Here is a 26,429-nt window from a genome sequence, read left to right as displayed (position 1 = left end):
CTCGCTGCCATCAACCAGCATGGTGGTCAGATTGAATTATCGGCTTAGGCATGGTTCTTATAAGTACCATCATCTATCTTATAAATTAAAGATAGATGCAGATTGCTCAGCCTGCCAGCATTACCTCCTGCCTGCCCGGCCTCCGGCAACCGTGGTATATAACTCTTTGATATATAATGGATTTTAGGTATCAGCCGGCATCGCCCTGCCTGGTTGACCCGCGTTCAGGGTCGACACGCAACGCCTCGAAGCAACCCGAATCGTTATTTTTGGCCGCGCCTCTTCCTGAGCGGGTTCACCGGCACCCCTTACCTGTTCCCGGGCTTTACTATCGCCTGGAATTTGTCACATAATTCATTGATTTTTGTATAACTTCCCATAGAGTAAGCACATGCCAATTAAAAAAATCCCGTCAGATCACGTCGAAATCGGCATGTATGTCTCCAGTCTGGATCGCCCCTGGGTCGAAACACCTTTCATGTTTCAGGGCTTCGTCATTAACAATCAGGACGACATTGATGAGCTGCGTCGTCACAGCCGGCATGTTTACGTAATCGTACCCGATGAGGAAATCGAGCTCACCAGAAGAAGGGATTCCGATCAGCCCGAGCCTTTAACAGAGACGGACGTTCTTCATCAGACAAGCTATACGGATAAGACAAACGTCGATGATGAGATCAAAAAAATCCAGAATTCTCATCAGGTCTTCTCCGAAGTTTTCACCGAAGTCGAGTCACTCATTCGCTCGGGAGGAACCTTACCGTTTGAACTTTTCAAACAACCTGCTGAGAATCTGGTGCAAAGCGTCACCAAGACTCCTGACGCCTATATCTGGCTGACGCGACTCAAAAAATTCGACTCTTTCTTGTACAAGGACTCACTCACCTCGGCCGTCTGGGCAACCGCCCTGGGCAGAAAGCTGGGTATAGTGGAAGAAGAGCTGCAAAATCTGGCGATTGGCTGCATGCTGATGGATATCGGTAAACTCAGCTTGCCGACAGAACTCTTGCATAAATCTGAACGTCTCACCAATGAAGAATGGGAGAAGATGAAAAGCCATGTTGATCTCGGTCTGAAGCACATCCAGGACAACACCAGTTATCCTTCGGGCGTCCTGGACATTGTCCGGACTCATCACGAGCGACTTGATGGCTGCGGCTATCCGGATGGCCTCAAAGGCGCGCACATTCCTCTGTTTGGACAGATTGCCGGCATCATCGACCAGTATGTTGCAGTGACCAGCCCCAGGCCGTATGCACAAGCCATCTCGCCCTCGAAAGCCGAAGAGATGCTCTATAACCAGAGAGGACGGTTATTCGATGAAATGCTGGTGGAATACTTTATCCAGACCCTGAGTACTTATCCGACCGGCTCGCTGGTTGAGCTGAGCTCCGGTGAGGTTGGTATCGTCAAAGCCCAGAAATCCGGTCAGAATCTCAGGCCGGATATCATCTTGCTACTTGATCCGGATAAACAGCCTTATGGCAACTTTGCCTTAATCAATCTGGATAATTATAGCCACAATGATACGCCGGTGAGAATTGTCAAAACGCTCGCCGATGGCGAATACGGTATTGATGTTGAAGAGCTGTCATTTTAAGCAATCCAGACGGATAACTGTCAGAAATAGACGACTTGCTCCTTAGCTATCCCGCCAAGGCCGGTTTCCCCTGGTTTCTGAGTTTATCCGACCAGCGGTATCTTATATCACCATCATCATAATACTCCACCTGCAAGGGCAGCTGATCCCCGACTTCGGGGAGCGGCTGACCAAACGGCAAAATAAGGATGTCCACCAGTTTTTCAGCCACTTCTGTTCTGTCTCCCCGGGTTCACCCTGTACCTTGCAATGCGGGCACAATTTCCGGACCAGACGCTGAGCGATCACCAGTACCAGGGTTGAGAAAATATCCTGACCACTCAGATCATAACCTTGCTCGATGACGGCAAGAAGTTCCTGAACAAGCGGAGTATGCAGAGTACGCGGCCAGTTTCTGATTCCACAGGCCCGGGCGCCTGCTCTGCAGGCTCACCGTCGTGATACTGACTCATCGTAACACCTTACAAAACACTAAGTTAAATTCACCTTAACGAACACAAGCGACATCTCATCAATTCAATAGTTATTTTGTAGGATTTTTGACACAATTTACAAGTCCCGGCGACCATCACAATGCCGATGACTCCACAGCCAGACTTTCGAAAACCGCTCAACCCGACCCTGATTCCCGGAGCAGGGATACCCGTTATCCATTAGGTAATTACCCTGATTTTTATTTTTTACACAAAAGCGTATAATGGTGGTAACGAGCTGTCATCAGGCAGTCAGAAACAACCCATTATTATTTAGTAACCGGTGGAACGGGGTAAAACCATGGCCAGAATCTCAGTGCTATATAACAGCGAAGAGATCAATGTGTTCGAGGTTTTCGCCGGTACACTCACCATCGGCCGCGCAGGAGACAATACCGTTCGACTCAATGACAAAACCGTCAGCAAACATCACGCCCAAATCGTCACCTATTTCAGTGCCACCCACATCGAAGATCTCGGCAGTACCAATGGCACCTATGTAAACGGCAAAAGGGTTAACATGCATGTACTGCAAGCCGGTGACACACTAAGTATTGGCAAGTATCAGCTCAAAGTTGCCGCCGATACGGTCGTTTCATCGGCCGATACCCATGCCTCTGCCTCACAGGGTAAAGCAACACTTCTCCCGTCACAAAACAATTAGTGGGCCACATCAAAAAGGCCGGACGGTGGCGTCATCACCGTCCGGCCAGGCCCTGAGACACGATTGTCGGTCCCGTTCAGGCGGCTTCCTGCCGTTCCATTTCATCCTTGTATTCGCCTTTACTTGCCAGCGAATTCAGTTTAGCGCGATGTAGTAATGCCTTGCGAGCAGCATCGATCTGGGCGGGATCGCCCTTCCATGTAGTTAATGCCTGATGCTGCAGGGCACGGGCGTAGGAGAAAGTGAGCTGCCAGGGCAAGGCTAACTCCTCAGCCAGCCTATTCATGGTATTCAGGTGTTGCGTGGCATGCTCGTCGCTCTGACCGCCGGAGAGAAAGGCAATACCCGGCACGGCCGCAGGCACTGTCTGTTGCAGGCATTCGACGGTACGATCGGCCACTTCCTGGACACCCGCCTGTTTGGCGTTATCCTTGCCGCTGATCACCATGCTGGGCTTAAGCACCATCCCTTCGAAGAAAATATTCTGCTGATAAAGCTGTTCGAAGACCGTGTGCTGGGTCTCCCGGGTGATGGCAAAACTGTCCTCGATGGAATGGCTGCCATCAAGCAACACTTCGGGCTCGACGATCGGCACCAACCCGGCTTCCTGGCAGAGGGCCGCATAACGGGCCAGCGCATGGGCATTGGCTTCCATGCAGGCACGGCTCGGCAAGCCTTTGTTCGTGTCGATGGTAATCACCGCACGCCACTTGCAAAACCGTGCACCGAACCCCCGATATTCTTCCAGCCGTTCACGCAGGCCATCCAGCCCTTCGGTCACCTTCTCCCCCGGATGCAGTGCCAGTTCCTTGGCCCCGGTATCGACCTTGATGCCCGGAATAATGTCCTGTTCTTGCATCAATTCAGTAAAGGCGCGCCCCGCCGGATTTTTCTGGCGGATGGTCTCATCGTACAAAATGGCGCCACTGATATAGTCACCCAGCCCCGGCGTACCGAGCAGCAAATCCCGGTAGGCAACCCGGTTGGGCTCGGTATTCTCGACGCCCACGGACTGCAGGCGCTTGCCGCAGGTGGGGTTGCTTTCATCCATCGCCAGAATGCCCTGACCGGGTGCCACCATGGCACGGGCGGTCTGTTTCAGTGCAGCGTGATCCATAGTGCGACCTCCTGTAATTATTTGACGTGTACTCTCCGTCCCGCGGCCGAAAGCATTCGGTGCGGCCCGGGGCCGGTAACGCGCTGAATTTTCTTAGCCCTAAAACTAGCGTACAAACTCGCTGACGGCTAAAAAATATTGTTTATGGCCTGCAGTGCGACGGAAGTCATCACTTTCAGTGCAACATGATAAAGGCACAAACATGGCGCCAGACGGGCGTTCACAAGTCAGTAAAAAGTACCGGGGAATAAGGTGTTACAGAAAGTGCAGGATTGTGGCTGTTTGATAACTTCAGTTTATTGACTAAAAAAGCCAACCAGTAACCGCGTTCAGCGCGAGGGTACCAGGATAAAAACACGGATCTGTCACGGGATGACAGATCCGTCTGTAGCGGGCGGTGAGAAAATCGGCCTCAGAACTTGTAGACCGCGCCAATAGAAATGGAGGAAGGACTGCCACCGGCGGCGGTGGTCAGCTCGTCGCCGTGACCACCTGAGCATGACCAGTTCCTGATAGATTACACTGGCATCATTATCGGATAAGGTGTGAAGGACACAATTCCACGGCTTCTTTGACCCGTTTGTCGATATTTCTCCCGTTTACGGTACAAACGATCTTGGCTACAGTGCGTATTTGCACTCGGTTGTTCGCACTGCACAGGAGCGACAAGTTGACTATGCTTTACTTACAAGACTTAGCGGATCGCGCATGTTGACATATTCCGCACCTTAATCCGCCTTGTTCCGGCATACCAGCGATCATATAACAGGTGACATCATGACCGACATTACCACATTACTTGGCCACGAAGCCGACGACCTGTTAAATCATCGCTGTACCACCCTGCCCGATACGAACCTTCACCTGCCCGGCCCCGATTACCTGGAACGGGTGGTAGCGCATAAGAACCGCAAACCGGCGGTCTTGCGCAACCTCAATGCCATTTTTCAGCATGGCCGGCTGGCCAACACCGGTTATGTCTCGATTCTGCCGGTGGATCAGGGTGTGGAGCATACCGCCGGTGCATCCTTCGCCCCCAATCCCGCCTATTTTGATCCGGCCAATCTGTTTGAACTGGCGATACAGGGTGGCTGTAATGCCATCGCCTCCACCCTGGGGGTGCTGCAATCGGTCGCCCGGGACTATGCCCATAAAATTCCGATGATCCTCAAGATCAATCACAACGAGGTGCTGAGCTATCCCAGGCACTATGATCAAACCCTGTTTGCCAGCGTCGACCAGGCCTTTGACATGGGCGCCGTGGCCGTCGGTGCGACGGTCTATTATGGCTCGCCCGAATCCCGGCGCCAGATCATGGAAATCAGCGAGGCGTTCGAATATGCCCATTCACTGGGGCTGGTTACGGTGCTGTGGGCCTATTTGCGCAACAACGACTTCAAACAAGAGGGTAATGACTATCACACGGCGGCGGATCTGACCGGTCAGGCCAACCATCTGGCAGCAACAATCGATGCCGACATCATCAAGCAGAAGCAGGCGACACTCAATGGCGGGTTTACCGCCATTGGTTTTGGCAAAACGCATCCCGACATGTATGACAAACTGGCCTCCGAGCATCCGATTGATCTGGTCCGCTACCAGGTCGCCAATTGCTATATGGGTCGGGTCGGCATGATCAATTCCGGCGGGGCGTCCGGTGAAAACGACTTGCAACAGGCCGTTCGTACCGCGGTCATCAACAAACGGGCCGGCGGTATGGGCCTGATCAGTGGCCGCAAGGCATTTCAAAAGCCTATGCAAGAAGGCGTTACCTTGCTCAACGCCATTCAGGACGTCTATCTGGACTCGAAGGTGACCATCGCCTGATCGGAAGACCCTCCGCAAGCTATACTCAAAACTCCCAGTTGCGACTGACGCCCGGTTTGATGGACTCCAGTTGCTGAACGATTTTATCGCGATTGGTCAGCAAGGGCTCGTCACCCATGCGTTTGAGAACCTCTTCTTCGTGAGCGTTGTGCTCAACCATCGCCTCATAGAGCGGCTCCAGGGAGGTCTCAAAGTGATCAAAATTCCGGTTTTTAATCACCTTGGCCAGATCGTTCAGCAATCGTTCCAGATTGTCGTGTTCATACATCAGATCCCCGATATCATCGTCCGGATCCGCGACTTCCTGTTTGAAAAACGGATAGATTACCTCGTCTTCCATTTGTATATGCAGTTTCAGATCATCAATCACACTGTTGAACAGCTGCACAGCCGCTTTCCAGTCCTCGGCGCCGGCCGCAAGCTCGCATTGTTTGACGGTCTCCTCGAAACGGCGATGATCGTGTACCAGCCAGTTATCGGTGCTCTTTTCCGACATCGCTCCTCCTTATATGGATAGATCCGCCTACTTTTTCAGTCGGACGATCCCCATCATCTTCAATGCCATTTTTTCAAACATCGGCTCGGAAACGCCCCGCTTGATCTTGTACAGGAAATATTTCTCAAAGCCAATCTTGGCCCAGTGAACCCACTTGCCTTTTTTGAACCAGGTGACATTACGCGGTGGAATCTGGGGAATCGCCACAAACGCGGCACCGGTATCGCCCAGGTCCGCCAGACAGAAGGCGTTCCAGCTGCCCTTGGATTCGACCGGCTTGCCCTCCAGCTCGGCTTTAATGTTATTTACGATCGCGGTCACCATGGATTCGATCATATAACCGGTCTTGGGCGCGCCGGTCGGTACCGGGGTCGGCTCCACCGGCGGGATGGCAATACACACACCGGCCGAGAAGATATTCGGATACTGGGGGCTGCGTTGATATTCATCAACCTTGACGAACCCGCGCGGGTTACACAACTCCGGCACGTTGGCCACCGCATCGACGCCCTTGAAGGCCGGCAGCATCATGGCATGTTTGAACTCCAGCTCATGCTGCTTTTTGACTTCGCCGTCTTCATTGAGCTCGTCGACATACATCTTGCCGTCTTCGACCCGGGTCGTTTTGGCGTTGGTGATCCAGTTGATATGCCGGTCACGAAACTCGTGTTCCAGCATGCCCTTGGAATCCCCGACGCCGCCGAGGCCAAGGTGGCCGATATAGGGCTCGCTGGTGACAAAGGTAATCGGCACCTTGTCGCGAATTTTATGTTTTTTCAGGGCCTGGTGCAGAATCGCCGCATATTCATAAGCCGGTCCAAAGCAACTGGCGAACGGGGCAGCGCCTACAATGACAGGGCCGGGATCCTCCAGTAACTTCTGATAGTCAGCATAGGATTTTTCCGCGTGGTCGACGGTACAGACCGACTGGGTATAGCCGCCATCGGGACCGGTTCCCTCCACTTCGTCGAAAGCCAGCTTCGCCCCGGTGGTAATCACCAGATAGTCATAATTGACCGTTTCACCACCTTCGAGGTTGAGGGTGCTGTTGTCCGCATCAATGGCATCGACCCGTTTGGCAATAAAGTTGATATTACGCTTCTCGAGATAGCGGCCGATCGACACGGTAATCTTGGGTCGGGTGCGCCAGCCGACCGCCAGCCAGGGATTGGAGGGGACAAACTGAAAATAATCCGTCGCGTTGACGACGGTAATCTCATGCGCCTTGCCCAGCGCCTCGCGCATCTCGTAAGCGGCGGGAACCCCACCGATACCTGCGCCCAGAATCACAATATGCGCCACAGCAAACCCCCTTCATAATTTATGCAAGTTATTTAAATATATTGGCATAAAAAACCGGAAAAAAAATTGACGAAAATCAGAAAATCCCGGTTTTTACGAATTTACCCTTCTGTGCCCCGATAGGCATACAAAGAGAAGCAGAATGCCTGGGTTTTTCCCGCCGGAGTTGTATGTTTCTCCTCACGAGAGCCCAGCAGCTCGAATTCCTCGCCCAGGGTCTGATTGAGCAACCCGGCGCTGTAGCGGCGTACCGGGAGACCGCTGCACATCGGCGGTCCATCGAGCGTAAAGGCGCCAATCACCAGGTGGCCTCCCACCTGTAGCCCTTCGCGTAACGCCGCAATATACGCCTGACGGTCGGCTTCCCCGGTCAAAAAATGGAATACCGCCCGATCGTGCCAGATCCGGTACTTGCGCTGCGGCGCATACTCGGTAATGTCAGCCTGGATCCACGCCACTTTTACCGCCTGTCGGCCAAGCCGCTGCTGCGCCGCGAGCAGTGCCGGTTCAGCAATATCCAGCACGCTCAGATCCGTATAGTCAGCTTCCAGCAGCCAATCGACCAGGGTGGAGGCACCACCGCCGATATCGATCAACGGGGCGTTACGGCCACAACCGGCACGTCGGATCAGCTCCAGTGAGACCTCGGGACGGGGCTGATACCAGCTCACTTCCCGGGTCTCCTTGTTCCGATAAACCTGTTCCCAGTGCTGGCGACGCGAAATGGACATGCTGTGTCGAGTTCCCGATTTGACAAGGCCCCTGTGCAGGCGATTAGCCACAATACTCCCCTTTATCGATCATACGGGAGCATGATGCCTTGATCGGGATCAAATCAGATCAGGGAGTGATGCAGGCTGTTGAAAAACAAACGGTTACTCGGTTCGGCCGACATCCGGATTGGCACGCTCGCTGGCCACCGCATTATGCAGGGCCCGGATTTCTTCGCGCAGAGCACGGATCTCCTGTTCAATCGCCCCGCTTTCCTGGTGGATGGCGTTTTCAATCTCGCCACGATCCCGGGTATGCTCGGCCTCATGCATGGTCTGCATGGTATCGACAATAATCCCGATAAACAGGTTGAGCATGGTAAAGGTCGCGATCAGAATAAACGGCACGAAGAACAGCCAGGCATGGGGATACTGTTCCATTACCGGTCGAACAATCCCCATCGACCAGCTCTCCAGCGTCATGATCTGGAACAGGGTGTACATCGATGCGCCAATCGAACCGAACCATTCGGGAAAGGATTCACCGAACAGGCCGGTAGCCATCACCGCGAAGACATAAAACAGCAACAGCATCAAGCCGGCGATGGAGGCAATCCCCGGCACGGCATGCAACAGTGCCTCGACGATAAAGCGCAGCTTGGGAACCATAGAGATCAAACGCAGTACACGCAGCACACGCAAGGCACGCAGTACCGCCAATGGTCCACTGGCGGGGATCAGGGCGATGGCCACGACGACAAAGTCAAACACATTCCAGGCCACGCTGAAAAACCGCAGCCGGTAGGCGAACAGCTTGATCGCAATCTCCAGCACAAACACAGCCAGGATAACCCTGTCGGCCCGGATCAAGAGGGGCCCGAGATGCGCCATCACAGTACCGGAGGTCTCCAGCCCGAGGATCACCGCGTTAATAATAATCAACGCAACAATCGCGTGCTGGATACGCGGCGATTCAATCCAGCGCCCGGCACGGGCGCGTAATGAGGCGGGATCCAGATCCCGGAGAATAACATCGACCATGGTAATTACAACTCAAACAATATTGACTGACACACCAGACTGCCGCCACTGACAGACTGCACTCGCCCGGCTCTGTGGCCCGGAGCAGACGCAGTTTACCAGCTTTTTTCGCACTCCCGGTAACCCTGTCGCCGTACCAGGTACCCCCGCGCAGAATAGGCACCCCTGCCCAAGGATGGTAAACTACCCGCCCATGTCCCCATCGTTCCCCCTTGAGCTGCTGCTGGCGACCAGCGCCATTCTGCTCGCCGCCTATATCTTTCGTGGCATCACCGGCTTTGGCTCAGGTTTGATCGCGATTCCGCTGCTGGCACTGTTCATGCCTTTGACTTTCGTGGTGCCATACATCAGTTTCGTGGATGTTACAGCATCGCTGGTACACGGCTGGCGTCACCGCCGTCACACCGCATGGCAAGAGGTATTGACGGTCTTGCCGTTCACCATACTCGGTGTTGTTTTGGCCTTGTACTTGCTGAGGAGTCTGGATACCTCGACTCTGGCCAATGCCCTGGGTATGTTCGTTTTGTTATTTGCCGTCTACAGTCTTGTCGGGCCAACATTAAAACATCAATGCAGTACCCGCTGGTCCGTTGCCGCCGGCTCACTGGGCGGCATCATCGGCACGTTATTCGGCACCGGTGGGCCATTGTATGTGATCTATTATCAGTTGCGCGGCCTGCCAAAGAGCGTATTTCGCTCCACCATTGCCACGGTCTTTTTAATCGAAGGCGGCATCCGCCTTACCGGTTATGCTGTGGCCGGGTTATACAGCCGGGAGATACTGCTCTGGATCGCTATCTCGTTGCCGCTGATGGCGATCGGCTTGTATATCGGGGGGCATATTCATACCACGATCACCCAGCGCCAGTTTCAACGAGCCATTGGCATACTGCTAATTATCAGCGGCATCGCCCTGCTGGGAAAATCCTCATAACTACCCGTTACGAGCGACAGATATACATCACTGCGGCGGTTTCGACGCCAGAGGCCTTGCTTATCAGATGTATGTGCCGAACAGACTCCAATGACATCGCCTTGTCCAGGCTGGAGAACAATACATATTATTACTTAGTTATATGCTTAACCTGCTTCATCAAGATTCAGCAATAAAGCCATCCTGTGACTTGTAACACATTCTATGCGTACTATTATTTAAGGTAACAACAATCCCGCTAATTCCCCGCTGCTCGGTCAGGGAAAAATGTTAACTGCCGCACCGGCCGGATTAGTAAACACTGTTTTTCCGGAGGGCCCCCATCCATGGAAAACATCAGCTTAATCATCACCATACTGGCTGTCGCCATCATGTTATATGCCTTATGGCAGGTCTTCGCATTAAAACAACACATCCAGGGCGGGATGGTCGGCCGACGCTGGAAAATCCTGGCCGGACTGGTGGTGTTGTTTGCCCTGGGTTATATAGGCATGCCGTTCATGGGGAAATTGCCACCGGAGACCCTGAACATCGTGGTCGCGGTGATTTTCCTGTTCGGGGCTGTCTATGTCGTGGTTACCATTTCACTCATCAAACGTATTATTCTTGCGCTCAGCGAGTAACCGCGGGAAGTTCTGTTATGGATACAACCCTTGTCTTCTCAAAGACCCGATTTGGCGAACAAGCGATCGCAACGCGAAGCGCGAATCTCGATCGGAAACTCCGCATGGTTTTGATTTTGGTGGATGGTCAGTCGGACATCAATCAATTGCACAACAAAGCCGTGGGGGTTGACGGCCTGGAGCAGGCTCTGGAACGCCTCGCACTGGACGGCTTTATCGAGGCCAACAACAAGGCCTGGCAGCCACTGGACGTCATACCGGAACAGACCGATGAGCTGGAGAGTGACGGTTCATTCGATGCCCGGGCCGTCAAAGCCAAGCTGGTCGACGCTGCGATTCTCGTGCTCGGCAATGACGCCGGGAAAATTACCAAAATGCTGCATGAGGCCCCGGATACGCCTGACGGCATTGAGGCGGCCATCCTGCGCTGCAAGAAAATGGTGGATCTGACTATCGACGAAGGCCGCTCTGCGGAGTTAAAGCAGAAGTGTCTGGAGATCATCGGGAAGATGTAATACAGGAATCAGAACCCGAGGGACAAATTACAGGCCGCCCATTATCATTTTTTATCGACTGATTAAAATGCAATGTGAGTGACTAAGGCAGAGTTGTTATGACGCTTCCCATACCATAACTCGATCGCGCCCCGCATTTTTCGCTATATACAATGCCGCATCGACCCGGCTCAATACGCGTTCAGATGTATCGCCATTTGTTATTGTATAAACTCCTATAGAGACGGTAACCGCAGGCAGAACTCCGCCATCGTAAGTTTCCACCTTGTTTTCACGAATCAACCTGCCCAACCGCTGCGCAATCAGATCGGCATTATCAGTATTTGTTTCCGGAAGAACGAGAATTATCTCTTCGCCTCCATAGCGGACTGCCGCATCGTTTTCCCGCAGATTGTCCCGAATAACTGTCGAAACATTCTGTAACACACTATCACCTGCCAGATGGCCATGCCGATCATTGAAGTCCTTAAAGTGATCGATATCCATCATCACAACACTGCACGGTGCGAGCCCCGCATCCTGCGCCCCAAGTATCTCAGGTAACTTTTCTTCCAACCAATAACGATTGCGCAGCCCTGTCAGCGAGTCTGTCTGCGCCTTTTCGGAAAAAATAAGCTGCTTCTGCATCCCTTCAGTAATCAACTTGTTATCCTGGCGAAGCCGCAAGGAGACGGCGCGAAGAAAATTTCGTGCCGCAATATGAGAACGCTCGATCAATTCCCACCATATACTGGCATGTATTGCCAATAACCTCACTTTTGTATCCGTCATAACAGTGGCGGAAGGACGCATATTATCGATCACCGACATCTCGCCGACCCATCCACCCTTGTCAACATACGTCAACATTCCCCCACGCTGCCGATCAAACTGGACAGTTAACCGGCCATCCATGAGAATATAGATAGTATTGTTATCCTCATCCGGCGAAAGCAGAACCTGATCCTTTTCCATGTGAATTACATCACAATGGTGCAGCAGCCATTTCAGGTCGGCCTGATTAACCCCCTGCAATAGAGAGAGTTTGGCAAGTTCGTCGGTAAAAACCCTGCAATCCATGACACATCATTTCATAACGTACACGGCTACTACTATATTCTGTTTTGTACAGGCTGGCATGGACGGTTTTTGCTACACACGGCACAAATCCCATTGATAAAATCCAAAAACGACCAGGTAATTACCCTAAGATCTTGTCAAATTGTGTGTTGTCGGTGTAAATATTGCCACACGTACATTCGACCTTTTGCCTGCACAATAACTATTGGCCTGAAGGTCCGACGGAACCCGTCGCGGCAAATATCCGCCTGACCTTCAGGAGTCTGGAACGGCGGGTGCCCAGTCTCAATACAACCAGATTGAGGCCCCGGTCACGGTTTGACCATTCAACCAACACCCGATAGGCATGTCATGTCGCATAGCCCAGGACCAGCATGATGACCAGCAGGCCGAGACCTTCGCCACTGTTGAATAACTTTTGGGACAACACAGCAATACTCGCGTCGGTCCCGCCGAAATAGAGTGCGCTGAACAGAGTCACCAGGCGTATCCAGGCCTTTATCACCACCGCATGAAAGGTGATCAGCAAGGCCATATCAAATTTTCGGGTACCTAAAGCTCTCCCAGTAGGCTATATGCTGTCATTATAGAAATTCAAGCAATCGCTTTAAATGTCAATACCATTGACTATCACCTGTCTTTGTATCTGTCTGCTGTAAAAACCTGCTATACGTGATTCAGCGTCGACGTCCTGCCATATATGTTTCAAATATCGCGGCACCAACCACGATTACCCCACCTATCACCGTCGTCATAGCGGGCAATTCGCCTAACAGAAGTGCCGCAAACAGTGTTGCATAGACGACCTGAAGGCAGGCAACCAGGCTGGCTGTTTTGGCCTTAAAATTCAGCAAGCTGAATGCAAATAATGTGTGCGGTAGAGCGGTAAACACCACGCCAAGCAACAGGAGCTGGCTCCATTGCCCTATATTGACCTCTGGCACCACCTGCGCACCAAACGGCAACAGGACGATAATGGTAATCAGTATCTGGTAGAACAACGCATGCTTGGCCGAATAGGCGGAGAAATAGCGGCCCTGGATAATATTGCGCAGAGAAAACAGCAAGGCCGACAACATACCCCACATCACACCCTGAGTTGTAGTGTCATCCATGCTGAATTCGGGCACCAGCAAATAGATTCCGAACAGCACGGCCAGGGCACTGAGGATATCGAAAAAACGCGCACGTTCACCATGGAACAGGGGCTCGAGAAAAACCGTCATCACCGGGAAGGTATAAAGCGCAATCACGCCCACGGCAATGGAGGACACCTGCATGGCATGGAAGTAGGTTACCCAATGGCCGGCAAGCAGAACGCCCAACAGCAGGACGACGGAATAGTCGCGGCTTGTCTGCAGTCCCAACGGCTCCCGCTGCCAGCGCAGCACCACCCACAGCGCAAGCACGGCAAACAGACTGCGCAACAGCGTAATCTCCAGTGCCGTCAGTGCAATCAGCTTGGAGAACAGCGCGGTCAGCCCAAACAGGAAGACCGCAGAGTGAACGGCCCACAGGCCTTTATGAGTCGCATGCATACTGAGTGTGCCCGGCTACGCCATTCAAATCTTAAGCTAACATACATCCGGGCACACATGACTATGGGACAATCATTAACCCGCTTCGAAAAATGGACTTTACAACTATGAGGATATCGCCTGGCGCGTCTCGTCATAAAAAGGGTAGTCGGTATAGCCTTTTTCATCGCCGCCATAAAATGTCGATTGATCGGGTTCATTCAATGGCAGTTCCTCCTTGAAACGACGCACCAGATCGGGATTGGCCAGAAAAGGCACACCGAACGCCACCAGATCCGCATCGCCCTTTTCAATCACGGTCTGAGCTCGTGCCTTGTCATAACCGTTGTTGGCTATGTAAGGGCCGTCGAATTGGTCGCGCAACACCCGATAATCCAGGGTGCGACTCTGGTTTATCATGTCGCCTTCGAGCAGATGCAGATAGGCCAGACCGCGTGAATTCAACTGGCTGATGAAATAGCCAAAATGATTTTGCGGATCCGAGTCAGCCATATCATTAAAACTGTTCTCCGGTGTCAGGCGTACTCCGACCCGGTTTGCCGGCCACACCGTACACACGGCATCGAGTACTTCGTTTAACAGGCGCAGGCGGTTTTCGACACTGCCACCATACTGATCCTCGCGCTGGTTGGTGCCGTCCCGCAGGAACTGATCGATCAGATAACCGTTGGCGCCGTGCACCTCGATGCCATCGAAGCCCGCCTGTTTGGCCATGTTTGCTGCATGTTCATATTGCGCGACAATCCCCGGAATCTCGTCGATCTCCAGGGCGCGCGGTTGAATAAACGGCTTGGGGCCCTCATAGGTAAAGGCTTCCCCCGCGGGGCGAATCGCGGACGGCGCCACCGGCGTGGCATTGCCCGGTAACAGATCCGGGTGGGAGATGCGTCCGCAATACCACAACTGGATAAAAATATGGCCGCCGGCTTCATGGACAGCGTTGACCACCTTGCGCCAACCGGCAACCTGCGCCTCGCTATGAATTCCCGGCGTCGCCGGGTAACCGATCCCTTCGGGTGAGACCTGCGAGGCCTCGGTGATAATCAGGCTGGCACTGGCGCGCTGCTGATAATAGGTCACCGCCAGCGGATTGGGCACATTGTCCTCAATCGCCCGGTTGCGGGTCATCGGCGCCATCACCATGCGGTTGGCCAGGGTCAGATCCCCGATTTTCGCCGGGTTAAACAGATCGGCAGACATTGACGTCTCCTTCTTCGGTTAAGGTTGGTTATGTGGTTTGCTCAGCCACAATTTATGTGGCGGGACGTTCCCAGGCAAACTCACTCATCGCCTCATCGAGCGGCGTTTGCGCGATGTGATTGAAGTAGTTGCTCAGAGTTTTCATGCCGACGGCCAGAATCACATCGCCCACCTGCTGCATCTCGAAACCGGCATCGAGAAATTCGCGAATATCCGCCTCATTCAGCCAGCCGCGCTTGTCCACCATTTTGGCGGTAAAGCGGCGCAGGGCTTCGAGTTTGGGATCGTCGATGGGGCGATCGTCACGCAGTGCCGCGATCGCATCGGGCGGGACCTGCGCCATATCCGCAATCATGGAGTGAGCGGCGACACAATAGTCACAACCGTTGTAGCGGCTGACCGCGAGCAGGGCCACCTGCTGCTCCTGCGGGGTCAGGCTGCTGTTGGCGTAAAGGCCGGAGAGGGTCAGATACCCCTCGGCCAGGGCGGGCGAATTGGCCATGCCACTGATCAGGTTGGGCACAAAACCGAAGGCCTGCTTGGCCTGTTTCATCGTCGGCAGCGCATCTTGCGGGGCGGAATTTTCATCATGAAAGGTAAACTGGGTCATTGGAGAGCCTCCCGGTTAATTTTGAGTGAATGTTCAATATCGACAGTATGGCATACTTGAACGATTGTTCAAGTATTGTTATTCTTTGTTAAAGTATGATGAAGTAACGAGGTGATCCGGCCTGTGCGTTGGCCAAATCAGGCTGGGCAGCTGACCTTCGGGGAACGTCACTGTCCACGGCGGGGCCGGGTCAAACATCGGGGACAATCCCGTTCCAAGCAAACTGCAAGTTACAGGGTAAACAGAAAAATGCCGCGTCCAATTGAATTCGATCGTGATGACGCTCTGCGCCGTGCCATGAGCGTCTTCTGGCGCCAGGGCTACCACGCCACCTCGGTCAAGGACCTGACCGCGGCGACCCATCTGCAACCGGGCAGCCTGTATGGCACGTTCCGGAACAAACGCAGTCTGTTCATCGCCGCACTGGATGCCTACTTCAGCGGTATCCGCGAACGGATCCAGTCCTGCCTGCACAGTGATGAATCGCCACTGAAACGACTGCGCGCTTTTTTCGACATGCTAATCGAAGAGATGGTGTGCGACCCGGACAACAAGGGCTGTCTGCTGGTCAACACCCTGCTCGAGACGCCGGCCGGGGATGCGGAGATCAACCGCCGGGTGAGCGACATGTTTGCCGAGGTGGAAACGGAGTTTGCTCGCGTGTTGTGTGAGGCGCAATCTCGCGGCGAACTGGACACCAGCCGTGACCCGGCCGCCCTGGCGCGTCTGCTGGTTGCCGGTATCTACGGGCTGCGGGTCTATCACAAGACCCGGCCCGACGCCGAGAAACTCCACGAGATCATCGACAATCTGTTTTACGCCCTTGGCTCGCCGACGCAACATTGAACCGGCGGCTTACCACGCCTAAAGCTGCTTCAAGGCCTCGACAATCGCCGCCGGTTCCATGCGTTCCTTGTAATTCACATCGGCGGTTCCCGCCCGGATCACCCCATCACGGTCGATAATATAGGTGGCCGGCACCGGCAGAACATAACGGCCCTCACCGTTATAATCGGCCAGATCGAGCCCGAAGTTACGCCGGTACACATCGGCCAATTCCATTGGCACTTCAAAATAGAGGTTGTAGGCTTTCATCACCGCACTATCCAGATCGCTCAGGATCTCGAACGGATAATCGTCTTCTTTCACCTGCTCCAGCGACTTGTCCGGCTTCTGCGGTGTCACCGTGATCAGCTGTGCACCCTCGCGTTCGATCGCCGACAGGCTTTCCCGCAGGGTATGTAACTGGAGATTACAGTAAGGGCACCACGCGCCACGATAAAAGACGAGCACGACCGGTCCCTTTTCAAGCTGATCGTACAGGCTGACCGGGTTACCAAAAGCATTTGGCAGAATAAAGTCCGGTGCTTTCTCGCCCACTTCGAGTCCCGGATCCGGCATGTTGGTGGCGAGATCCTCTCCGGCCTGTTGCATGATTTGCTGATCTTCGTGACTCAGCTTCGGTCCCTTCGATTTCTTCCGGCGTTCGGCCTCAAATTGCTCCCGCGCCTGCTCATAGCTGGGAACGGATTCCCCGGCTCCGGCAATTGAGTACATCACCAGGCCGATCACCATAAAAACAGGCAGTGCCAATTGATAGGCTGTGCGCATGATCTGTCCTTTTGTACTGTCGATGGATTGCCTGCTCCTGATTGGTGAGCAGTATGTTTACTTCACTGGTTCTGTGTCAGGTAAACAAACAGATATCCGACTCGCCGGCGAATTCAAAGAACATTGCCGCGCCGCCATATTCAATACCGTCGATGAAACTTGTCTGTTCCATATCAAAAAGATCCACCGTCATCTGACAGGCGATCATTTTCACATCCGCCTCCTGGCAAAGACTGCGAAGATCCTCGACACTTGCCACGCCCTTGCTCTTGAGTTTCTTTTTCATCATCGAGGTCATTATGGACTGCATGCCGGGAATGGCCGTCCCAAGCACCGGAAACCACTTGTCCATGCCCAGGGGCATCGGCATACCGGGGTTACCCAGTGGCGAGACCTTCAGGTCCAGATCCCGGCGCAACAGTTGCAGGCCATAGAAGGTAAAGAATATCTGCACCTGATAGCCCAGTGCCGCGGCAGTGGAGGCCAGAATAAACGGCGGGTACGCCCAATCCAGCGTGCCCTTGGTGGCGATGATGGCCAGTTTCTTTGCATCACTCATAATCGATCTCCCGCCCTCAGGCTTTTTGAATCACAAAATAAAACGTCCCGCTTTCCTCGCGAGACTCCTGCAGTTCATGTCCGGTCTGTCTGGCAAACGCTTCAAAGTCCTTGACCGCACCCGGATCAGTCGCTTCAATGTGCAGCACCTGTCCGGATGCCATTTGCGCAATCGACTTTTTGGCGCGCAGAACCAGCAGCGGGCAAGTGAGCCCTTTGGCATCCAGTTCCTGATCATAGGCGGCCATAACTCCTCCTTTCATGGGCCAGGATTCAGAACGCACGTAATTCATGAACGACTGCTCAATAACTAATTTCACTGTAGCTGTTATTGAGTGATCATTCAAGTACACGACGGATTTTGTCCCGGCAGGTTAAACGCTGCCCCGGGCCAGATTAGCCCCCTGCTGAAGAAAGCCAGGCAAAACGGGAAGTTAGCGAGTGCTATCACTTCAATACTGTCCCTGTTACGCTGCTCAATAGCGGGTGATTCTGGCCCGCCCAACCCGATCGAGGCGCCCGCATGTGGATGCGAACAACCTGCAATCTTGAGTTCCAACTGGCCTATCCCACGCCGTTGATTCTCATGCTGCGTGCCCGCAGCGGGCTGCGGCAGTGGATCGCCCGGGAAAGTTATATCTTTGCCCCCAACGTACCGGTGCAGGAGTACACGGACATCTTCGGCAACCTCTGCCAGCGCCTGATTGCGCCGGCCGGGGAGTTTTATGTTCGCACCTCCGCGGATGTCATCACCCGAGACAGCCTCGAAGAAGCACCGGGCGGCGGCTTTGTCGATATCCCGGATCTGCCCGACAACGTGCTCATGTACTTGCTGCCCAGCCGTTACTGCGAGTCGGACAAGTTCGGCAACATGGCACGGGAGATCGTCGACGGCCTGCCGCTGGGCTACGACCAGGTAGCGCAAATCATCCGCTGGCTGCGCGAGTCGATTCGCTATGCGCCGGGCACCAGCGCCTATCCCCTCTCGGCGGTCGAGGTCAATCTGCAGGGCGAAGGTGTCTGCCGGGATCTCTCTCATCTGGGCATCAGCCTGTGCCGGGCGCTCAGTATTCCGGCACGGCTGGTGGTCGGCTATTTGCACGCGCTGGAGCCGATGGACATGCACGCCTGGTTCGAGGCCTATGTGGACAACCACTGGTACACCTTCGATCCCACCGAGAGCACCCTGCGCGGCGGTCGACTGGCTGTCGCCTACGGCCGCGATGCGGCCGATGTGGCAATCTACACCCAGTTCGGCCCACCGGCCACCTTCAGCGATATGCAGGTCAGTGTCGAGCTGCTTGATGCCCCACCCGGCTAATGCCAGCAACCCCGTAGCGCCGACTGTCGGCGGCCACCGGGGACATGCCAGTCGTGAATCACCGACAACACGAGGGCCGATCTCTCCTGCCCCTGTCTCCCTGGCTGTTATGTAGCGGGGCACCGGGCGTATTCAGCTTCATTTCAGTTCACTCTGGCAGGCTGAATACAATTCATTGAGGAAGTCGCCATGCTTTATACCATTGAAGTGCGACACAGCGCCTGATGGATACATCAAATAGCGTAAAAATCACCGTTTTTCAGTCACGACCTTAACTTACAGCACGCCGGGAGGATGTGTTCTGCCTGGCATAAGGTCTGATAACATAACATTCATGGTAGTAATCGATACATCCATAACAAATATAAGAACCATCGCCAGAAATCAGCTTTTCATAACTGGAAAATATTTTCCCACAAAACGCACAACGGGGGTCCATGGCGTACTCCCCCTGGCATCTTGCGGCCTCCTGCGGCGTCAACCATTTAACCGACACTGAGGGATACTCAACATCGGCATGACGCGCGGCCTCATCAAGACTGCCAAAGTGTCTGGCATGCAAGGTTTTCCAACTATCATCACAATAATACAACGCGAACCCAGCCCCCTCGTTTTTTTTGCATATCGCCAGCTGCGTAATACCATCGGGACGCTGCGTAGCCTGATTGCATATTCCTATCGAGGACTGTTCAGGAGCGTTATCCAACACAGAAAAAAGTTTGACTGCGGCACAATTCAAAATTCGCGGTATATGCCTCATGAGAACCTCCTTGAGCGGACTCTGTGGAGAAAGGATTCAAAGTATAGACCGCCAGGAGAGACACAGAAAAATAAAAACAAACAAATAAAGCATCATCTTTCCTGTTAACAACCCAAACCGGCCGGCTCAGCCTGTTCTCATAACTGGCCACGCGTCGGGTAATTCAGAATAATAAGCAATACTTATATTAGTAATACTTATCAAAGCAATAAAAACATTATAATTATTATTATTCCATCGCATGCCCATCTTGGGGCGCATCATCAAACAGGTTGAACAGGTTGAACAGGTTTAAATCGAGCTTGAAAGACTCACGCCTTGCAACAGGCAACTTGGACTCCACTAAGGATAAGTAGTACCCCATCTGGTGGTTTTGCAGATTACTTTCGGAGGGCAGCTGTTTGGTGAAACCAAAAACACGCAACATACTGTCAGTACTATCTAAAATCGCATAGCGATTGTCAGGAAGCAGGATTACTTCCATGCCAATATGCCAGTATATATCCAGATCGTTGATATCCACGGGATCCAGAGGTGGTACCAATGGCACCAGGTCGTTGGGGGCGACCACGCGGAGAATGTTCAGATGGCCGAACCTTGCAGCTCCTGCAATATTGGTCACCTTCGGCTGTCCAAAGGTGACAACCTGCGTCACATCAAACTGGTCAAGATCCAGATACATGGCAAGAATCAAGGCCACAGCGCCTCCCAGGCTGTGGCCGGTGACGCTGACTGTGTAATCGGGCTTTAGTTGTGGCTTGATTTTTCGATATATTTTTTCCGCAGCCAGGGAAAATCCCCGATGCAGGCGGATGCCTGCATGTGCATCAGTCACCAGTTTGACGTCCATATTGAGTAAAGTATTTTCAATATTGGACGTCCCTCTGACTACAACTACCTGAGATTTATCCTTGTCACTTCTGAGCAAATAGTAGGTAACAGAGAGTTCAGGAATATAGCCATGATAGATGAGGTAATGCTGCTTTGACTGACCAACCTCGTCAACTCGGGATTTTCCCTGGTAGGAGGCTTCCGAGAAGTCAGCATAATTTTTTATCTGTACGAAATCGACCGCAGCCCTCTCTGTACCTGATGCGCTGGAAATCGTGCTCATAACGCCAGAAATCACCAGGGCGAGTGTTATCCGTGTCAGTTTGATCAGGCGGATAAAGAACATTTTCGATTTATTGGCTCGCGTGCATTGTCATGAATCTCCTTCAAACTAATTTAATAATCGCCTGAGCTTGTCTTCCGCCTTTTTCTTCTCTTCGTCGATCTTGCTATCCGCCTCGTCTTTAAGCCTGGCTTTCTCTTCTTCTACTTTTTCCCTGGCCTCGGATTTGAGTTTATCCAGCTCGGCATCGATCCCTTTTTTCCTGATTTCATCTATTGTGACATCAATCAGCCGCTGCAAAATCTCCCGGGTCAGTTCACCTGGCGTTGCCCCCTGGCTGCCACCGAGATCGGTCATATTGATATTGGGGAGATTGAGCTCATAGTCCTTGTTGAGCGGTGTCACTTTAGCGGCGATCCCGCCTTGCTCGAACGTAATTCGTCGGATAATCAGCCGTGGCTGCTTTGCAGCGCTCTTTTCTGTTTCCGAACTCTCCTTCGCGGCAGGTTGACTCATGACGAGATTTTTCTTCAATTCATTCAGGTTGGCTTTTGTGTTTGCGTTGACTTCGAAGAAAACACGGGGACCCCGCACAGTAATATGGTTAATCACATAGGGCTCTTCACGAATTGATTTGAAATCAATTCCCATCGCCGTCTCACCCAGGGAGATAGCATGTGCCAACTCAAAACCTTCGGGATTGGCGACGGTCAGACCATAGACAGCCCCATCACCCTCGGTAAGCTTGATTTTGACTTTGTCCACCCGGATGGCAGTCTGTGTCGCCTCGGATCCGTATTTCTCAATGGTGTCTTTGACGATTGCATCAAGGTTGGTCAAAACATAAAAGACAGCAGCGGCAATCGCTATCACTACCAGAGCAAAAAGGCTGAGAATGACTTTTTTCATTTCATATAATCCAGTTCGGGTTGGCCGGCTATTCATGTTTCGATTTAGCAAAAATAGTAGATTGTCGGTACCTATTCAACGCTTTATACTGAAATCGTCTGGCAAAAATCAGATCTGCTTTATCAGAGCTGAACTGTTTTTCACCATCGGCATAATAACCCGGTATTCTATAGCAGGGCAGGTCAAACAGACGAATTCAGCCACAAACAGGCCCGCGGAGGACGCTATGTACAATGTCGCCACTCATGGCCCTTTCAAGGGCTTAAATCCACGTGCCGCTTTTCTCTCCATTCTCTGGGTGCTGATTATCACTCTGCTGGCCCTCTACCGCACAGCCGATCTCGAACATTTCGTTGCCTCCAGTCGTACTTTTCTTACCCCATTTCTGGAATGGTATTATGTAGTCGTTATGGCGTTCTTTCTTGCCATGGTGATCTGGCTGGGGATGGGGCGTTACAAAAACGTGCGCCTCGGTCACGATCAGGAAGTCCCCGAGTTCACCACCCTCTCCTGGCTCGCAATGCTGTTTGCCGCCGGCATGGGCGTCGGGCTGCTGTTCTGGGCGGTCGCCGAACCCTTGAGTCATTATAACGATAATCCATTTTTGATTGGCGATAACAATTCTGCCTCCGCGGATATGTCGATGGTTCTTACCTATTTTCACTGGGGACTGAATGCCTGGGGCGTATTTGCCCTGCTGGCGTTAATCCTCGCCTACTTCGGCTATCGTAAGGGCCAGCCGCTGGCGCTACGCTCGGCGCTGCACCCCTTATTGGGCAAGCATACTCACGGCTGGGCCGGTGACATGGTGGATCTGCTGGCAATTTTGGCCACCGTCTTCGGCATTGTCACCACTTTGGGGTTGGGGGTACAACAGTTCGGCGCCGGGCTGGAACACATTACTGGTATAGGTAACAGCACTACCAATCAACTCTTTATTACTATTGTTCTGACCCTGAGGGCAATGCCCCACTGGCGGAACAAGGCGATATGGAAAAAGATGATACTGCCGATCACCGGGTAGGTTCAGGCATCGAGGAGTCGTCGCGTTCAGGCTGATGCCTGCTGCAACTCGTGATTGGCATTATCAGGAAATCAGTAGACAGAGATGATATAAACTGGTTTTGGGCTGGTGCTCGCGCACTCAGCCCAAAACCGTCGCCAGGAATGGTTAACGCTTAAAAACGGGAACCGATATTGAACCCCATGGATTGCTCCGAGAGGCTTATCTTCGCACCGTTGTCGGAGGCGGTCAGGGTCTTCTCCGGTACGAGCATGTAGTGCCAGCCCAGATCCCAATGGTTATTGAGCGCGACGCTCATGCCGACGGTGTAATGGGTCTCGACAATGGCCGGCAGAAGAAGATTGCAACTGACCTTGTCTTCATCGAACGGCGCCTCGGCATAATTGTAACCGGCCCGCAGCGTCACGCGTTCACTGGCATCATAGGCGACACCCAGCGCGTAGATGGTCTGATCCTCCCAGCCCGGGTTCATCGGAAACTCGTACCCACCCGATCCCTTGACCGACAGCTTGTCCATGGTATCCGACCAGTTGATCCACTTGATGTCGGCAGAGACTGTCAGGTTCTGGTTTGCCCGGGACCCGACGCGGGCCAGGCCGGCCGGATTGGAGACCGCGGTCATCGCGCTGCCGGGATTGGCGGTTACGGCACCGCCGAGGCTCTTTTGATAGGCGCCGACGCCAAGGCGACATCATCGCGCCCTTGCGCGAGCACAGGGAACAATTACAGCGCAGGCCTTTATCGATCGGCTCGGCCTCGAATGAAAAGCCGACTGCGCCGCAATGGCAGCTTCCATGGTAGTGCATCTCATCACACTCCTTATAAAGGCGGACCAGGTATCAGGGAGGAATATAGTCAGTCCATGCTCTTGCGGCAAACTCACCACCCCCGGAGGACGGATAAGGGTTTATCGGTTCTGAATAATCTCGGCATCTGGCGCCACCGCTATCCTGAAATATCAGATTTTCGAGCTTCGGCCAAAACATGCCGTTGTCCTGGCATATTGTGGCATCCAGCTTAACCCTTAGCCGGGTTCTGGTGTCGGGCTGTTCAGACAAACCGTGCACCAGGTCACGTTGTGAGAAGGGATGCAATACATTGCGAATTGTGTCTAATTACAGTCTGTCAATGCCTTGTAAAGTAGCCATTAACCGCGTTCGATGGCCTCCGCAAACAGCACACGGAAATAATACTCAACATGTCATGGAAAAAAGCATCCGCCGCCAGCGCGTGGAGCTCGCGCGCGTATTGCGCAAGCCCATCGCGGATCTGAGTCGACAACTCGCACCGTTCTGGGAAAACCGTTACCGGCTGGAGTCCCTGCTCGCCAGATCGACTTTGACCTGCGCGACCTGCCTGTCACGGCAGGGCTTTTCAGACAATCTGCTGAATGACGCCAGATCAAAGGCGATCCGGCAATCAGAGGACTGGTATTTCAGCAATCCCGCGTAGAAAGTCCCCTGGACAGGAACATGGACCAGGTTATGAGCATCCTCGAAGAGCTGCTTACCCAGAACGGGAGCTTCCAGGTACAGATTCATTTCGCCAGCAGCCAGGCGATTATCTGGCTGACACTCGACCCTTATCGCTACCGCCTCCTGGATATCGATGCCCTGACCGATCCGGATATCTGCCTGATATACCCTCACGAGTCCTATCCCTCGCTTGCTCTGGTGCAGCCTGAGCAAATCGCCAAAATCCTCGATACCTTCAAGGCATTGCGCACCACTGACAACACCTTCTATCTGCGTCAGGCTTCGATCAATATTTTCAGTGGCTTGATTAGCGTTACCTTCTCATGCGACGGTACACACTACAGGCGTTATGACGAATTTCTCGAGAAAAGCATCGCCTTCTGGTTCGGAGCCTCGATCGCTTGATCATTCAGCCACAAACAGCCGCAATCCATACTGGTCAAAGCGACCGATACCGACAGTTCCTGATTGGCGCCGGACGCCCGATACAGTTCAGACCACTGGCTGTTCCCGATCCGATTTTACGACTTACACGGATTACATATCATTGAGATAAGATTTGGCCTCCTCACCAGGATTGGGCAATCCGGCAATACGCCATGCGTTGAGGCAACTTTGAAACAAATCATGTACCCAGAACTTTTCTTTACCCAGGCGATGGCAGACGCTGTTCATGGCCGGCGCCACCCCGAATTTCTTGTAGTAATCCCGCAAACTGTAGATCACCAGCCAATGGTTGTCTGTCAGCGGCGCCACCTTCAGTTGCTCCGCAATAGTGTTAGCGGCCTCTTCCGTCCACTGCGCCGGATCGACGATGAGCCCGGCTTCATCCATTTCCGGCAAATTTGTATTTTGTCTTACGGCGGTCATACGTTCCTCCTTGCGGTATTCACCGGGGAACTATGTGGGTTTCATGACTCCGACTCTTCCTTCAAGTATAGACGACAACGGCACACGTAAAACGCTGAGATAAAATCATCTTTCCCGAGGGGAATTCAGGCTGATCTTTCCTGCCCCAATGTCAGGTGAAAGGTAGCCCAGCAAACTACTCCCGTCCCAACATTGCCCTCTTCAGCCTGCCGTCCACCGGTGATTCCCCCAGCCAGATAGATAGCAAGGCGCGCTGAAAATCGGCACCACTGATTCGGGTTTTTTCCGTGTTGTTAATTCGTACCACAGTATTGCTGTCAGGCAGAAAGTCGATAATAACGACATCGCCCTCCACGATATTACCAAACGCGGCATTGAATGTGTCTATCTCGGATTGCAAACCGGTGAACTGCGCATCCGTCAGATTATCCTCAAACCCCTCTGTCCAGGCGGAGTGCATTTTCTTTTTTTCGATCTCGTCATAAAGAAAGTGCATAACAACGCGCCTGGGCGATCCATCGTCCAGAATTTTTTTGATACTGTCTGAACGCTCGGGGAGATAGAGTGCGCCGATATAAATATCAAAAATGAACTTGGCACGAACGCCCGCGCCGTTCAGGACCAGTTTCTGCTGTGAAGCTTCCTGCGTAATCTGTTCGGGGAACTTGACGCCCTTGATTTGCAGGGCAAAAACATAAGCGGGTAGCAGCAGCATGCATGCTGCCACACCCAATGTCGCGATCTTTTTCATCACACCCTCGGACTTGATCTGTAGTTCTCGCTACCTAATTATTGACCATTACCGGATAATTTCCAGGACAGGCGAAAATAAGACGCCGTGCAGGGAAAGCCGAGGAATCACCCCGGCTCTCCCCGGCCATATAAGCAGCAATACAGGGCTGTTCGCTACATATACCTGCGCGTATCTCTCAGGTGTTTTGGGACCGCGCGACAGGTTTCAACTTGAATTTTCCGTTTTTGAGCTTTATTTGCTCATATGCCGTAGCAGGGCAGTCACGTTAGCGTGAGGCTGCTTCTCTTTCGGTGGCTCGTAAGCACTCATGGTGCCACAACCGGC

29 protein-coding genes and 2 pseudogenes are annotated in these 26,429 nt (G+C 53.0%); 11 read left to right on the top strand and 20 right to left on the bottom strand.

Features of this window, described 5'->3' with window-relative positions; all coding sequences use genetic code 11:
• The first annotated feature begins 391 nt into the window (after positions 1-391).
• Positions 392-1,600: an HD-GYP domain-containing protein gene (locus U5J94_RS02005; RefSeq protein ID WP_322563979.1), complete on the top strand. Its 1,209-nt coding sequence runs from the start codon at positions 392-394 to the stop codon at positions 1,598-1,600.
• Between the two features lie 46 nt (positions 1,601-1,646).
• Here U5J94_RS02005 and U5J94_RS02000 read toward each other — a convergent pair whose 3' ends face one another.
• Positions 1,647-1,811 carry a hypothetical protein gene (locus U5J94_RS02000; RefSeq protein WP_322563978.1) on the bottom strand — a complete coding sequence of 55 codons (165 nt, stop codon included), beginning with the start codon at positions 1,809-1,811 and terminating at the stop codon, positions 1,647-1,649.
• A gap of 563 nt (positions 1,812-2,374) precedes the next feature.
• On the opposite strand from U5J94_RS02000, the gene U5J94_RS01995 reads away from it, so the two are divergent.
• A complete protein-coding gene (locus tag U5J94_RS01995) occupies positions 2,375-2,737 on the top strand; it encodes an FHA domain-containing protein (RefSeq protein ID WP_322563977.1) in 363 nt (120 codons plus the stop codon).
• A gap of 76 nt (positions 2,738-2,813) precedes the next feature.
• Here the strand turns inward: U5J94_RS01995 and U5J94_RS01990 are convergent, their stop codons facing one another.
• Positions 2,814-3,854, bottom strand: coding sequence for a class I fructose-bisphosphate aldolase (locus U5J94_RS01990; RefSeq protein WP_322563976.1), 1,041 nt, complete (start codon positions 3,852-3,854; stop codon positions 2,814-2,816).
• Between the two features lie 777 nt (positions 3,855-4,631).
• Between U5J94_RS01990 and U5J94_RS01985 the strand changes: the two genes are divergently transcribed.
• Positions 4,632-5,681 carry a class I fructose-bisphosphate aldolase gene (locus U5J94_RS01985; protein WP_322563975.1) on the top strand — a complete coding sequence of 350 codons (1,050 nt, stop codon included), beginning with the start codon at positions 4,632-4,634 and terminating at the stop codon, positions 5,679-5,681.
• 25 nt (positions 5,682-5,706) lie between these two features.
• On the opposite strand, the gene U5J94_RS01980 is transcribed toward U5J94_RS01985, so the two are convergent.
• The 4 genes from U5J94_RS01980 to U5J94_RS01965 all read right to left on the bottom strand — a co-directional run bounded on the left by U5J94_RS01980 (position 5,707) and on the right by U5J94_RS01965 (position 9,230).
• Positions 5,707-6,177, bottom strand: coding sequence for a hemerythrin domain-containing protein (locus U5J94_RS01980; RefSeq protein WP_322563974.1), 471 nt, complete (start codon positions 6,175-6,177; stop codon positions 5,707-5,709).
• Positions 6,178-6,204: 27 nt separating this feature from the next.
• Complete coding sequence (locus U5J94_RS01975; RefSeq protein WP_322563973.1) at positions 6,205-7,479, bottom strand: NAD(P)/FAD-dependent oxidoreductase; 1,275 nt, start codon at positions 7,477-7,479, stop codon at positions 6,205-6,207.
• Between the two features lie 101 nt (positions 7,480-7,580).
• The gene (locus tag U5J94_RS01970; protein WP_322563972.1) at positions 7,581-8,210 is read right to left on the bottom strand and encodes a class I SAM-dependent methyltransferase; all 630 of its coding nucleotides are present in this window, start codon (positions 8,208-8,210) and stop codon (positions 7,581-7,583) included.
• Positions 8,211-8,354: 144 nt separating this feature from the next.
• The gene (locus U5J94_RS01965) at positions 8,355-9,230 is read right to left on the bottom strand and encodes an ion transporter (RefSeq protein ID WP_322563971.1); all 876 of its coding nucleotides are present in this window, start codon (positions 9,228-9,230) and stop codon (positions 8,355-8,357) included.
• Between the two features lie 193 nt (positions 9,231-9,423).
• Between U5J94_RS01965 and U5J94_RS01960 the strand changes: the two genes are divergently transcribed.
• From U5J94_RS01960 to U5J94_RS01950, 3 genes are all read left to right on the top strand, one after another.
• On the top strand, positions 9,424-10,164 hold the full coding sequence (locus U5J94_RS01960; protein ID WP_322563970.1) for a sulfite exporter TauE/SafE family protein: 741 nt from the start codon (positions 9,424-9,426) through the stop codon (positions 10,162-10,164).
• 326 nt (positions 10,165-10,490) lie between these two features.
• The gene (locus U5J94_RS01955; protein ID WP_322563969.1) at positions 10,491-10,787 is read left to right on the top strand and encodes a hypothetical protein; all 297 of its coding nucleotides are present in this window, start codon (positions 10,491-10,493) and stop codon (positions 10,785-10,787) included.
• Between the two features lie 104 nt (positions 10,788-10,891).
• Positions 10,892-11,302 carry a hypothetical protein gene (locus U5J94_RS01950; RefSeq protein ID WP_322563968.1) on the top strand — a complete coding sequence of 137 codons (411 nt, stop codon included), beginning with the start codon at positions 10,892-10,894 and terminating at the stop codon, positions 11,300-11,302.
• 96 nt (positions 11,303-11,398) lie between these two features.
• Here U5J94_RS01950 and U5J94_RS01945 read toward each other — a convergent pair whose 3' ends face one another.
• From U5J94_RS01945 to U5J94_RS01925, 5 genes are all read right to left on the bottom strand, one after another.
• Positions 11,399-12,361: a GGDEF domain-containing protein gene (locus U5J94_RS01945; RefSeq protein ID WP_322563967.1), complete on the bottom strand. Its 963-nt coding sequence runs from the start codon at positions 12,359-12,361 to the stop codon at positions 11,399-11,401.
• Positions 12,362-12,710: 349 nt separating this feature from the next.
• Positions 12,711-12,896 carry a hypothetical protein gene (locus U5J94_RS01940; RefSeq protein ID WP_322563966.1) on the bottom strand — a complete coding sequence of 62 codons (186 nt, stop codon included), beginning with the start codon at positions 12,894-12,896 and terminating at the stop codon, positions 12,711-12,713.
• A 142-nt stretch (positions 12,897-13,038) separates the two neighbouring features.
• Positions 13,039-13,899 carry a DMT family transporter gene (locus U5J94_RS01935; RefSeq protein ID WP_322563965.1) on the bottom strand — a complete coding sequence of 287 codons (861 nt, stop codon included), beginning with the start codon at positions 13,897-13,899 and terminating at the stop codon, positions 13,039-13,041.
• 105 nt (positions 13,900-14,004) lie between these two features.
• The gene (locus U5J94_RS01930; RefSeq protein ID WP_322563964.1) at positions 14,005-15,099 is read right to left on the bottom strand and encodes an alkene reductase; all 1,095 of its coding nucleotides are present in this window, start codon (positions 15,097-15,099) and stop codon (positions 14,005-14,007) included.
• Between the two features lie 52 nt (positions 15,100-15,151).
• Positions 15,152-15,709 carry a carboxymuconolactone decarboxylase family protein gene (locus U5J94_RS01925; RefSeq protein WP_322563963.1) on the bottom strand — a complete coding sequence of 186 codons (558 nt, stop codon included), beginning with the start codon at positions 15,707-15,709 and terminating at the stop codon, positions 15,152-15,154.
• Positions 15,710-15,958: 249 nt separating this feature from the next.
• Here U5J94_RS01925 and U5J94_RS01920 point away from each other — a divergent pair, with 249 nt between their 5' ends.
• Positions 15,959-16,555, top strand: a complete 597-nt coding sequence (locus U5J94_RS01920) for a TetR/AcrR family transcriptional regulator (protein WP_322563962.1) — start codon at positions 15,959-15,961, stop codon at positions 16,553-16,555.
• Positions 16,556-16,573: 18 nt separating this feature from the next.
• Here the strand turns inward: U5J94_RS01920 and U5J94_RS01915 are convergent, their stop codons facing one another.
• The 3 genes from U5J94_RS01915 to U5J94_RS01905 all read right to left on the bottom strand — a co-directional run bounded on the left by U5J94_RS01915 (position 16,574) and on the right by U5J94_RS01905 (position 18,126).
• The gene (locus U5J94_RS01915; protein WP_322563961.1) at positions 16,574-17,320 is read right to left on the bottom strand and encodes a peroxiredoxin-like family protein; all 747 of its coding nucleotides are present in this window, start codon (positions 17,318-17,320) and stop codon (positions 16,574-16,576) included.
• A 76-nt stretch (positions 17,321-17,396) separates the two neighbouring features.
• Positions 17,397-17,879, bottom strand: coding sequence for a sulfur carrier protein DsrE2 (gene dsrE2 / locus U5J94_RS01910; RefSeq protein WP_322563960.1), 483 nt, complete (start codon positions 17,877-17,879; stop codon positions 17,397-17,399).
• Between the two features lie 16 nt (positions 17,880-17,895).
• Positions 17,896-18,126: a sulfurtransferase TusA family protein gene (locus tag U5J94_RS01905; protein ID WP_322563959.1), complete on the bottom strand. Its 231-nt coding sequence runs from the start codon at positions 18,124-18,126 to the stop codon at positions 17,896-17,898.
• 275 nt (positions 18,127-18,401) lie between these two features.
• On the opposite strand from U5J94_RS01905, the gene U5J94_RS01900 reads away from it, so the two are divergent.
• On the top strand, positions 18,402-19,199 hold the full coding sequence (locus U5J94_RS01900) for a transglutaminase family protein (RefSeq protein ID WP_322563958.1): 798 nt from the start codon (positions 18,402-18,404) through the stop codon (positions 19,197-19,199).
• A 271-nt stretch (positions 19,200-19,470) separates the two neighbouring features.
• Here the strand turns inward: U5J94_RS01900 and U5J94_RS15190 are convergent, their stop codons facing one another.
• The 3 genes from U5J94_RS15190 to U5J94_RS01890 all read right to left on the bottom strand — a co-directional run bounded on the left by U5J94_RS15190 (position 19,471) and on the right by U5J94_RS01890 (position 21,982).
• Entirely contained in the window at positions 19,471-19,638 is a 168-nt protein-coding gene (locus U5J94_RS15190; protein WP_416224035.1) for a ClpX C4-type zinc finger protein, read from the bottom strand.
• 550 nt (positions 19,639-20,188) lie between these two features.
• Positions 20,189-21,136 carry a lipase family protein gene (locus U5J94_RS01895; RefSeq protein WP_322563957.1) on the bottom strand — a complete coding sequence of 316 codons (948 nt, stop codon included), beginning with the start codon at positions 21,134-21,136 and terminating at the stop codon, positions 20,189-20,191.
• A gap of 45 nt (positions 21,137-21,181) precedes the next feature.
• Positions 21,182-21,982, bottom strand: coding sequence for an AsmA family protein (locus U5J94_RS01890; protein WP_322563956.1), 801 nt, complete (start codon positions 21,980-21,982; stop codon positions 21,182-21,184).
• A 226-nt stretch (positions 21,983-22,208) separates the two neighbouring features.
• On the opposite strand from U5J94_RS01890, the pseudogene U5J94_RS01885 reads away from it, so the two are divergent.
• Positions 22,209-22,949 (top strand): annotated as a pseudogene (locus tag U5J94_RS01885) (BCCT family transporter); the annotation flags it as partial.
• A 211-nt stretch (positions 22,950-23,160) separates the two neighbouring features.
• Here U5J94_RS01885 and U5J94_RS01880 read toward each other — a convergent pair.
• Positions 23,161-23,634: pseudogene (locus U5J94_RS01880) on the bottom strand (OmpP1/FadL family transporter); the annotation flags it as partial.
• A 575-nt stretch (positions 23,635-24,209) separates the two neighbouring features.
• Here U5J94_RS01880 and U5J94_RS01875 point away from each other — a divergent pair.
• Positions 24,210-24,458: a hypothetical protein gene (locus tag U5J94_RS01875; protein WP_322563954.1), complete on the top strand. Its 249-nt coding sequence runs from the start codon at positions 24,210-24,212 to the stop codon at positions 24,456-24,458.
• 20 nt (positions 24,459-24,478) lie between these two features.
• On the top strand, positions 24,479-24,886 hold the full coding sequence (locus U5J94_RS01870; RefSeq protein WP_322563953.1) for a hypothetical protein: 408 nt from the start codon (positions 24,479-24,481) through the stop codon (positions 24,884-24,886).
• Positions 24,887-25,018: 132 nt separating this feature from the next.
• Here the strand turns inward: U5J94_RS01870 and U5J94_RS01865 are convergent, their stop codons facing one another.
• On the bottom strand, positions 25,019-25,351 hold the full coding sequence (locus U5J94_RS01865; protein ID WP_322563952.1) for a TusE/DsrC/DsvC family sulfur relay protein: 333 nt from the start codon (positions 25,349-25,351) through the stop codon (positions 25,019-25,021).
• Positions 25,352-25,526: 175 nt separating this feature from the next.
• On the bottom strand, positions 25,527-26,102 hold the full coding sequence (locus tag U5J94_RS01860) for a chalcone isomerase family protein (protein WP_322563951.1): 576 nt from the start codon (positions 26,100-26,102) through the stop codon (positions 25,527-25,529).
• Positions 26,103-26,429: the final 327 nt, after the last annotated feature.

It is taken from the genome of Thiohalophilus sp. (assembly GCF_034522235.1).
In the GTDB taxonomy this organism is placed as follows: domain Bacteria; phylum Pseudomonadota; class Gammaproteobacteria; order UBA6429; family Thiohalophilaceae; genus Thiohalophilus.
Note: the sequence above shows the minus strand (reverse complement) of the source record. Positions and strands in the feature narration are given on the sequence as shown.

What these genes read in the sequence shown, in the direction of transcription:
- U5J94_RS02005 (WP_322563979.1), top strand. Translation starts at nt 392, where the DNA reads ATGCCAATTAAAAAAATCCCGTCAGATCACGTCGAAATCGGCATGTAT.
- U5J94_RS01995 (WP_322563977.1), top strand. Translation starts at nt 2,375, where the DNA reads ATGGCCAGAATCTCAGTGCTATATAACAGCGAAGAGATCAATGTGTTC.
- U5J94_RS01990 (WP_322563976.1), bottom strand. Translation starts at nt 3,854, where the DNA reads ATGGATCACGCTGCACTGAAACAGACCGCCCGTGCCATGGTGGCACCC.
- U5J94_RS01985 (WP_322563975.1), top strand. Translation starts at nt 4,632, where the DNA reads ATGACCGACATTACCACATTACTTGGCCACGAAGCCGACGACCTGTTA.
- U5J94_RS01980 (WP_322563974.1), bottom strand. Translation starts at nt 6,177, where the DNA reads ATGTCGGAAAAGAGCACCGATAACTGGCTGGTACACGATCATCGCCGT.
- U5J94_RS01970 (WP_322563972.1), bottom strand. Translation starts at nt 8,210, where the DNA reads ATGTCCATTTCGCGTCGCCAGCACTGGGAACAGGTTTATCGGAACAAG.
- U5J94_RS01965 (WP_322563971.1), bottom strand. Translation starts at nt 9,230, where the DNA reads ATGGTCGATGTTATTCTCCGGGATCTGGATCCCGCCTCATTACGCGCC.
- U5J94_RS01960 (WP_322563970.1), top strand. Translation starts at nt 9,424, where the DNA reads ATGTCCCCATCGTTCCCCCTTGAGCTGCTGCTGGCGACCAGCGCCATT.
- U5J94_RS01955 (WP_322563969.1), top strand. Translation starts at nt 10,491, where the DNA reads ATGGAAAACATCAGCTTAATCATCACCATACTGGCTGTCGCCATCATG.
- U5J94_RS01950 (WP_322563968.1), top strand. Translation starts at nt 10,892, where the DNA reads ATGGTTTTGATTTTGGTGGATGGTCAGTCGGACATCAATCAATTGCAC.
- U5J94_RS01945 (WP_322563967.1), bottom strand. Translation starts at nt 12,361, where the DNA reads ATGGATTGCAGGGTTTTTACCGACGAACTTGCCAAACTCTCTCTATTG.
- U5J94_RS01940 (WP_322563966.1), bottom strand. Translation starts at nt 12,896, where the DNA reads ATGGCCTTGCTGATCACCTTTCATGCGGTGGTGATAAAGGCCTGGATA.
- U5J94_RS01935 (WP_322563965.1), bottom strand. Translation starts at nt 13,899, where the DNA reads ATGCATGCGACTCATAAAGGCCTGTGGGCCGTTCACTCTGCGGTCTTC.
- U5J94_RS01930 (WP_322563964.1), bottom strand. Translation starts at nt 15,099, where the DNA reads ATGTCTGCCGATCTGTTTAACCCGGCGAAAATCGGGGATCTGACCCTG.
- U5J94_RS01925 (WP_322563963.1), bottom strand. Translation starts at nt 15,709, where the DNA reads ATGACCCAGTTTACCTTTCATGATGAAAATTCCGCCCCGCAAGATGCG.
- U5J94_RS01920 (WP_322563962.1), top strand. Translation starts at nt 15,959, where the DNA reads ATGCCGCGTCCAATTGAATTCGATCGTGATGACGCTCTGCGCCGTGCC.
- U5J94_RS01915 (WP_322563961.1), bottom strand. Translation starts at nt 17,320, where the DNA reads ATGCGCACAGCCTATCAATTGGCACTGCCTGTTTTTATGGTGATCGGC.
- dsrE2 (WP_322563960.1), bottom strand. Translation starts at nt 17,879, where the DNA reads ATGAGTGATGCAAAGAAACTGGCCATCATCGCCACCAAGGGCACGCTG.
- U5J94_RS01905 (WP_322563959.1), bottom strand. Translation starts at nt 18,126, where the DNA reads ATGGCCGCCTATGATCAGGAACTGGATGCCAAAGGGCTCACTTGCCCG.
- U5J94_RS01900 (WP_322563958.1), top strand. Translation starts at nt 18,402, where the DNA reads ATGTGGATGCGAACAACCTGCAATCTTGAGTTCCAACTGGCCTATCCC.
- U5J94_RS15190 (WP_416224035.1), bottom strand. Translation starts at nt 19,638, where the DNA reads ATGGACCCCCGTTGTGCGTTTTGTGGGAAAATATTTTCCAGTTATGAA.
- U5J94_RS01895 (WP_322563957.1), bottom strand. Translation starts at nt 21,136, where the DNA reads ATGTTCTTTATCCGCCTGATCAAACTGACACGGATAACACTCGCCCTG.
- U5J94_RS01890 (WP_322563956.1), bottom strand. Translation starts at nt 21,982, where the DNA reads ATGAAAAAAGTCATTCTCAGCCTTTTTGCTCTGGTAGTGATAGCGATT.
- U5J94_RS01875 (WP_322563954.1), top strand. Translation starts at nt 24,210, where the DNA reads ATGGAAAAAAGCATCCGCCGCCAGCGCGTGGAGCTCGCGCGCGTATTG.
- U5J94_RS01870 (WP_322563953.1), top strand. Translation starts at nt 24,479, where the DNA reads ATGGACCAGGTTATGAGCATCCTCGAAGAGCTGCTTACCCAGAACGGG.
- U5J94_RS01865 (WP_322563952.1), bottom strand. Translation starts at nt 25,351, where the DNA reads ATGACCGCCGTAAGACAAAATACAAATTTGCCGGAAATGGATGAAGCC.
- U5J94_RS01860 (WP_322563951.1), bottom strand. Translation starts at nt 26,102, where the DNA reads ATGAAAAAGATCGCGACATTGGGTGTGGCAGCATGCATGCTGCTGCTA.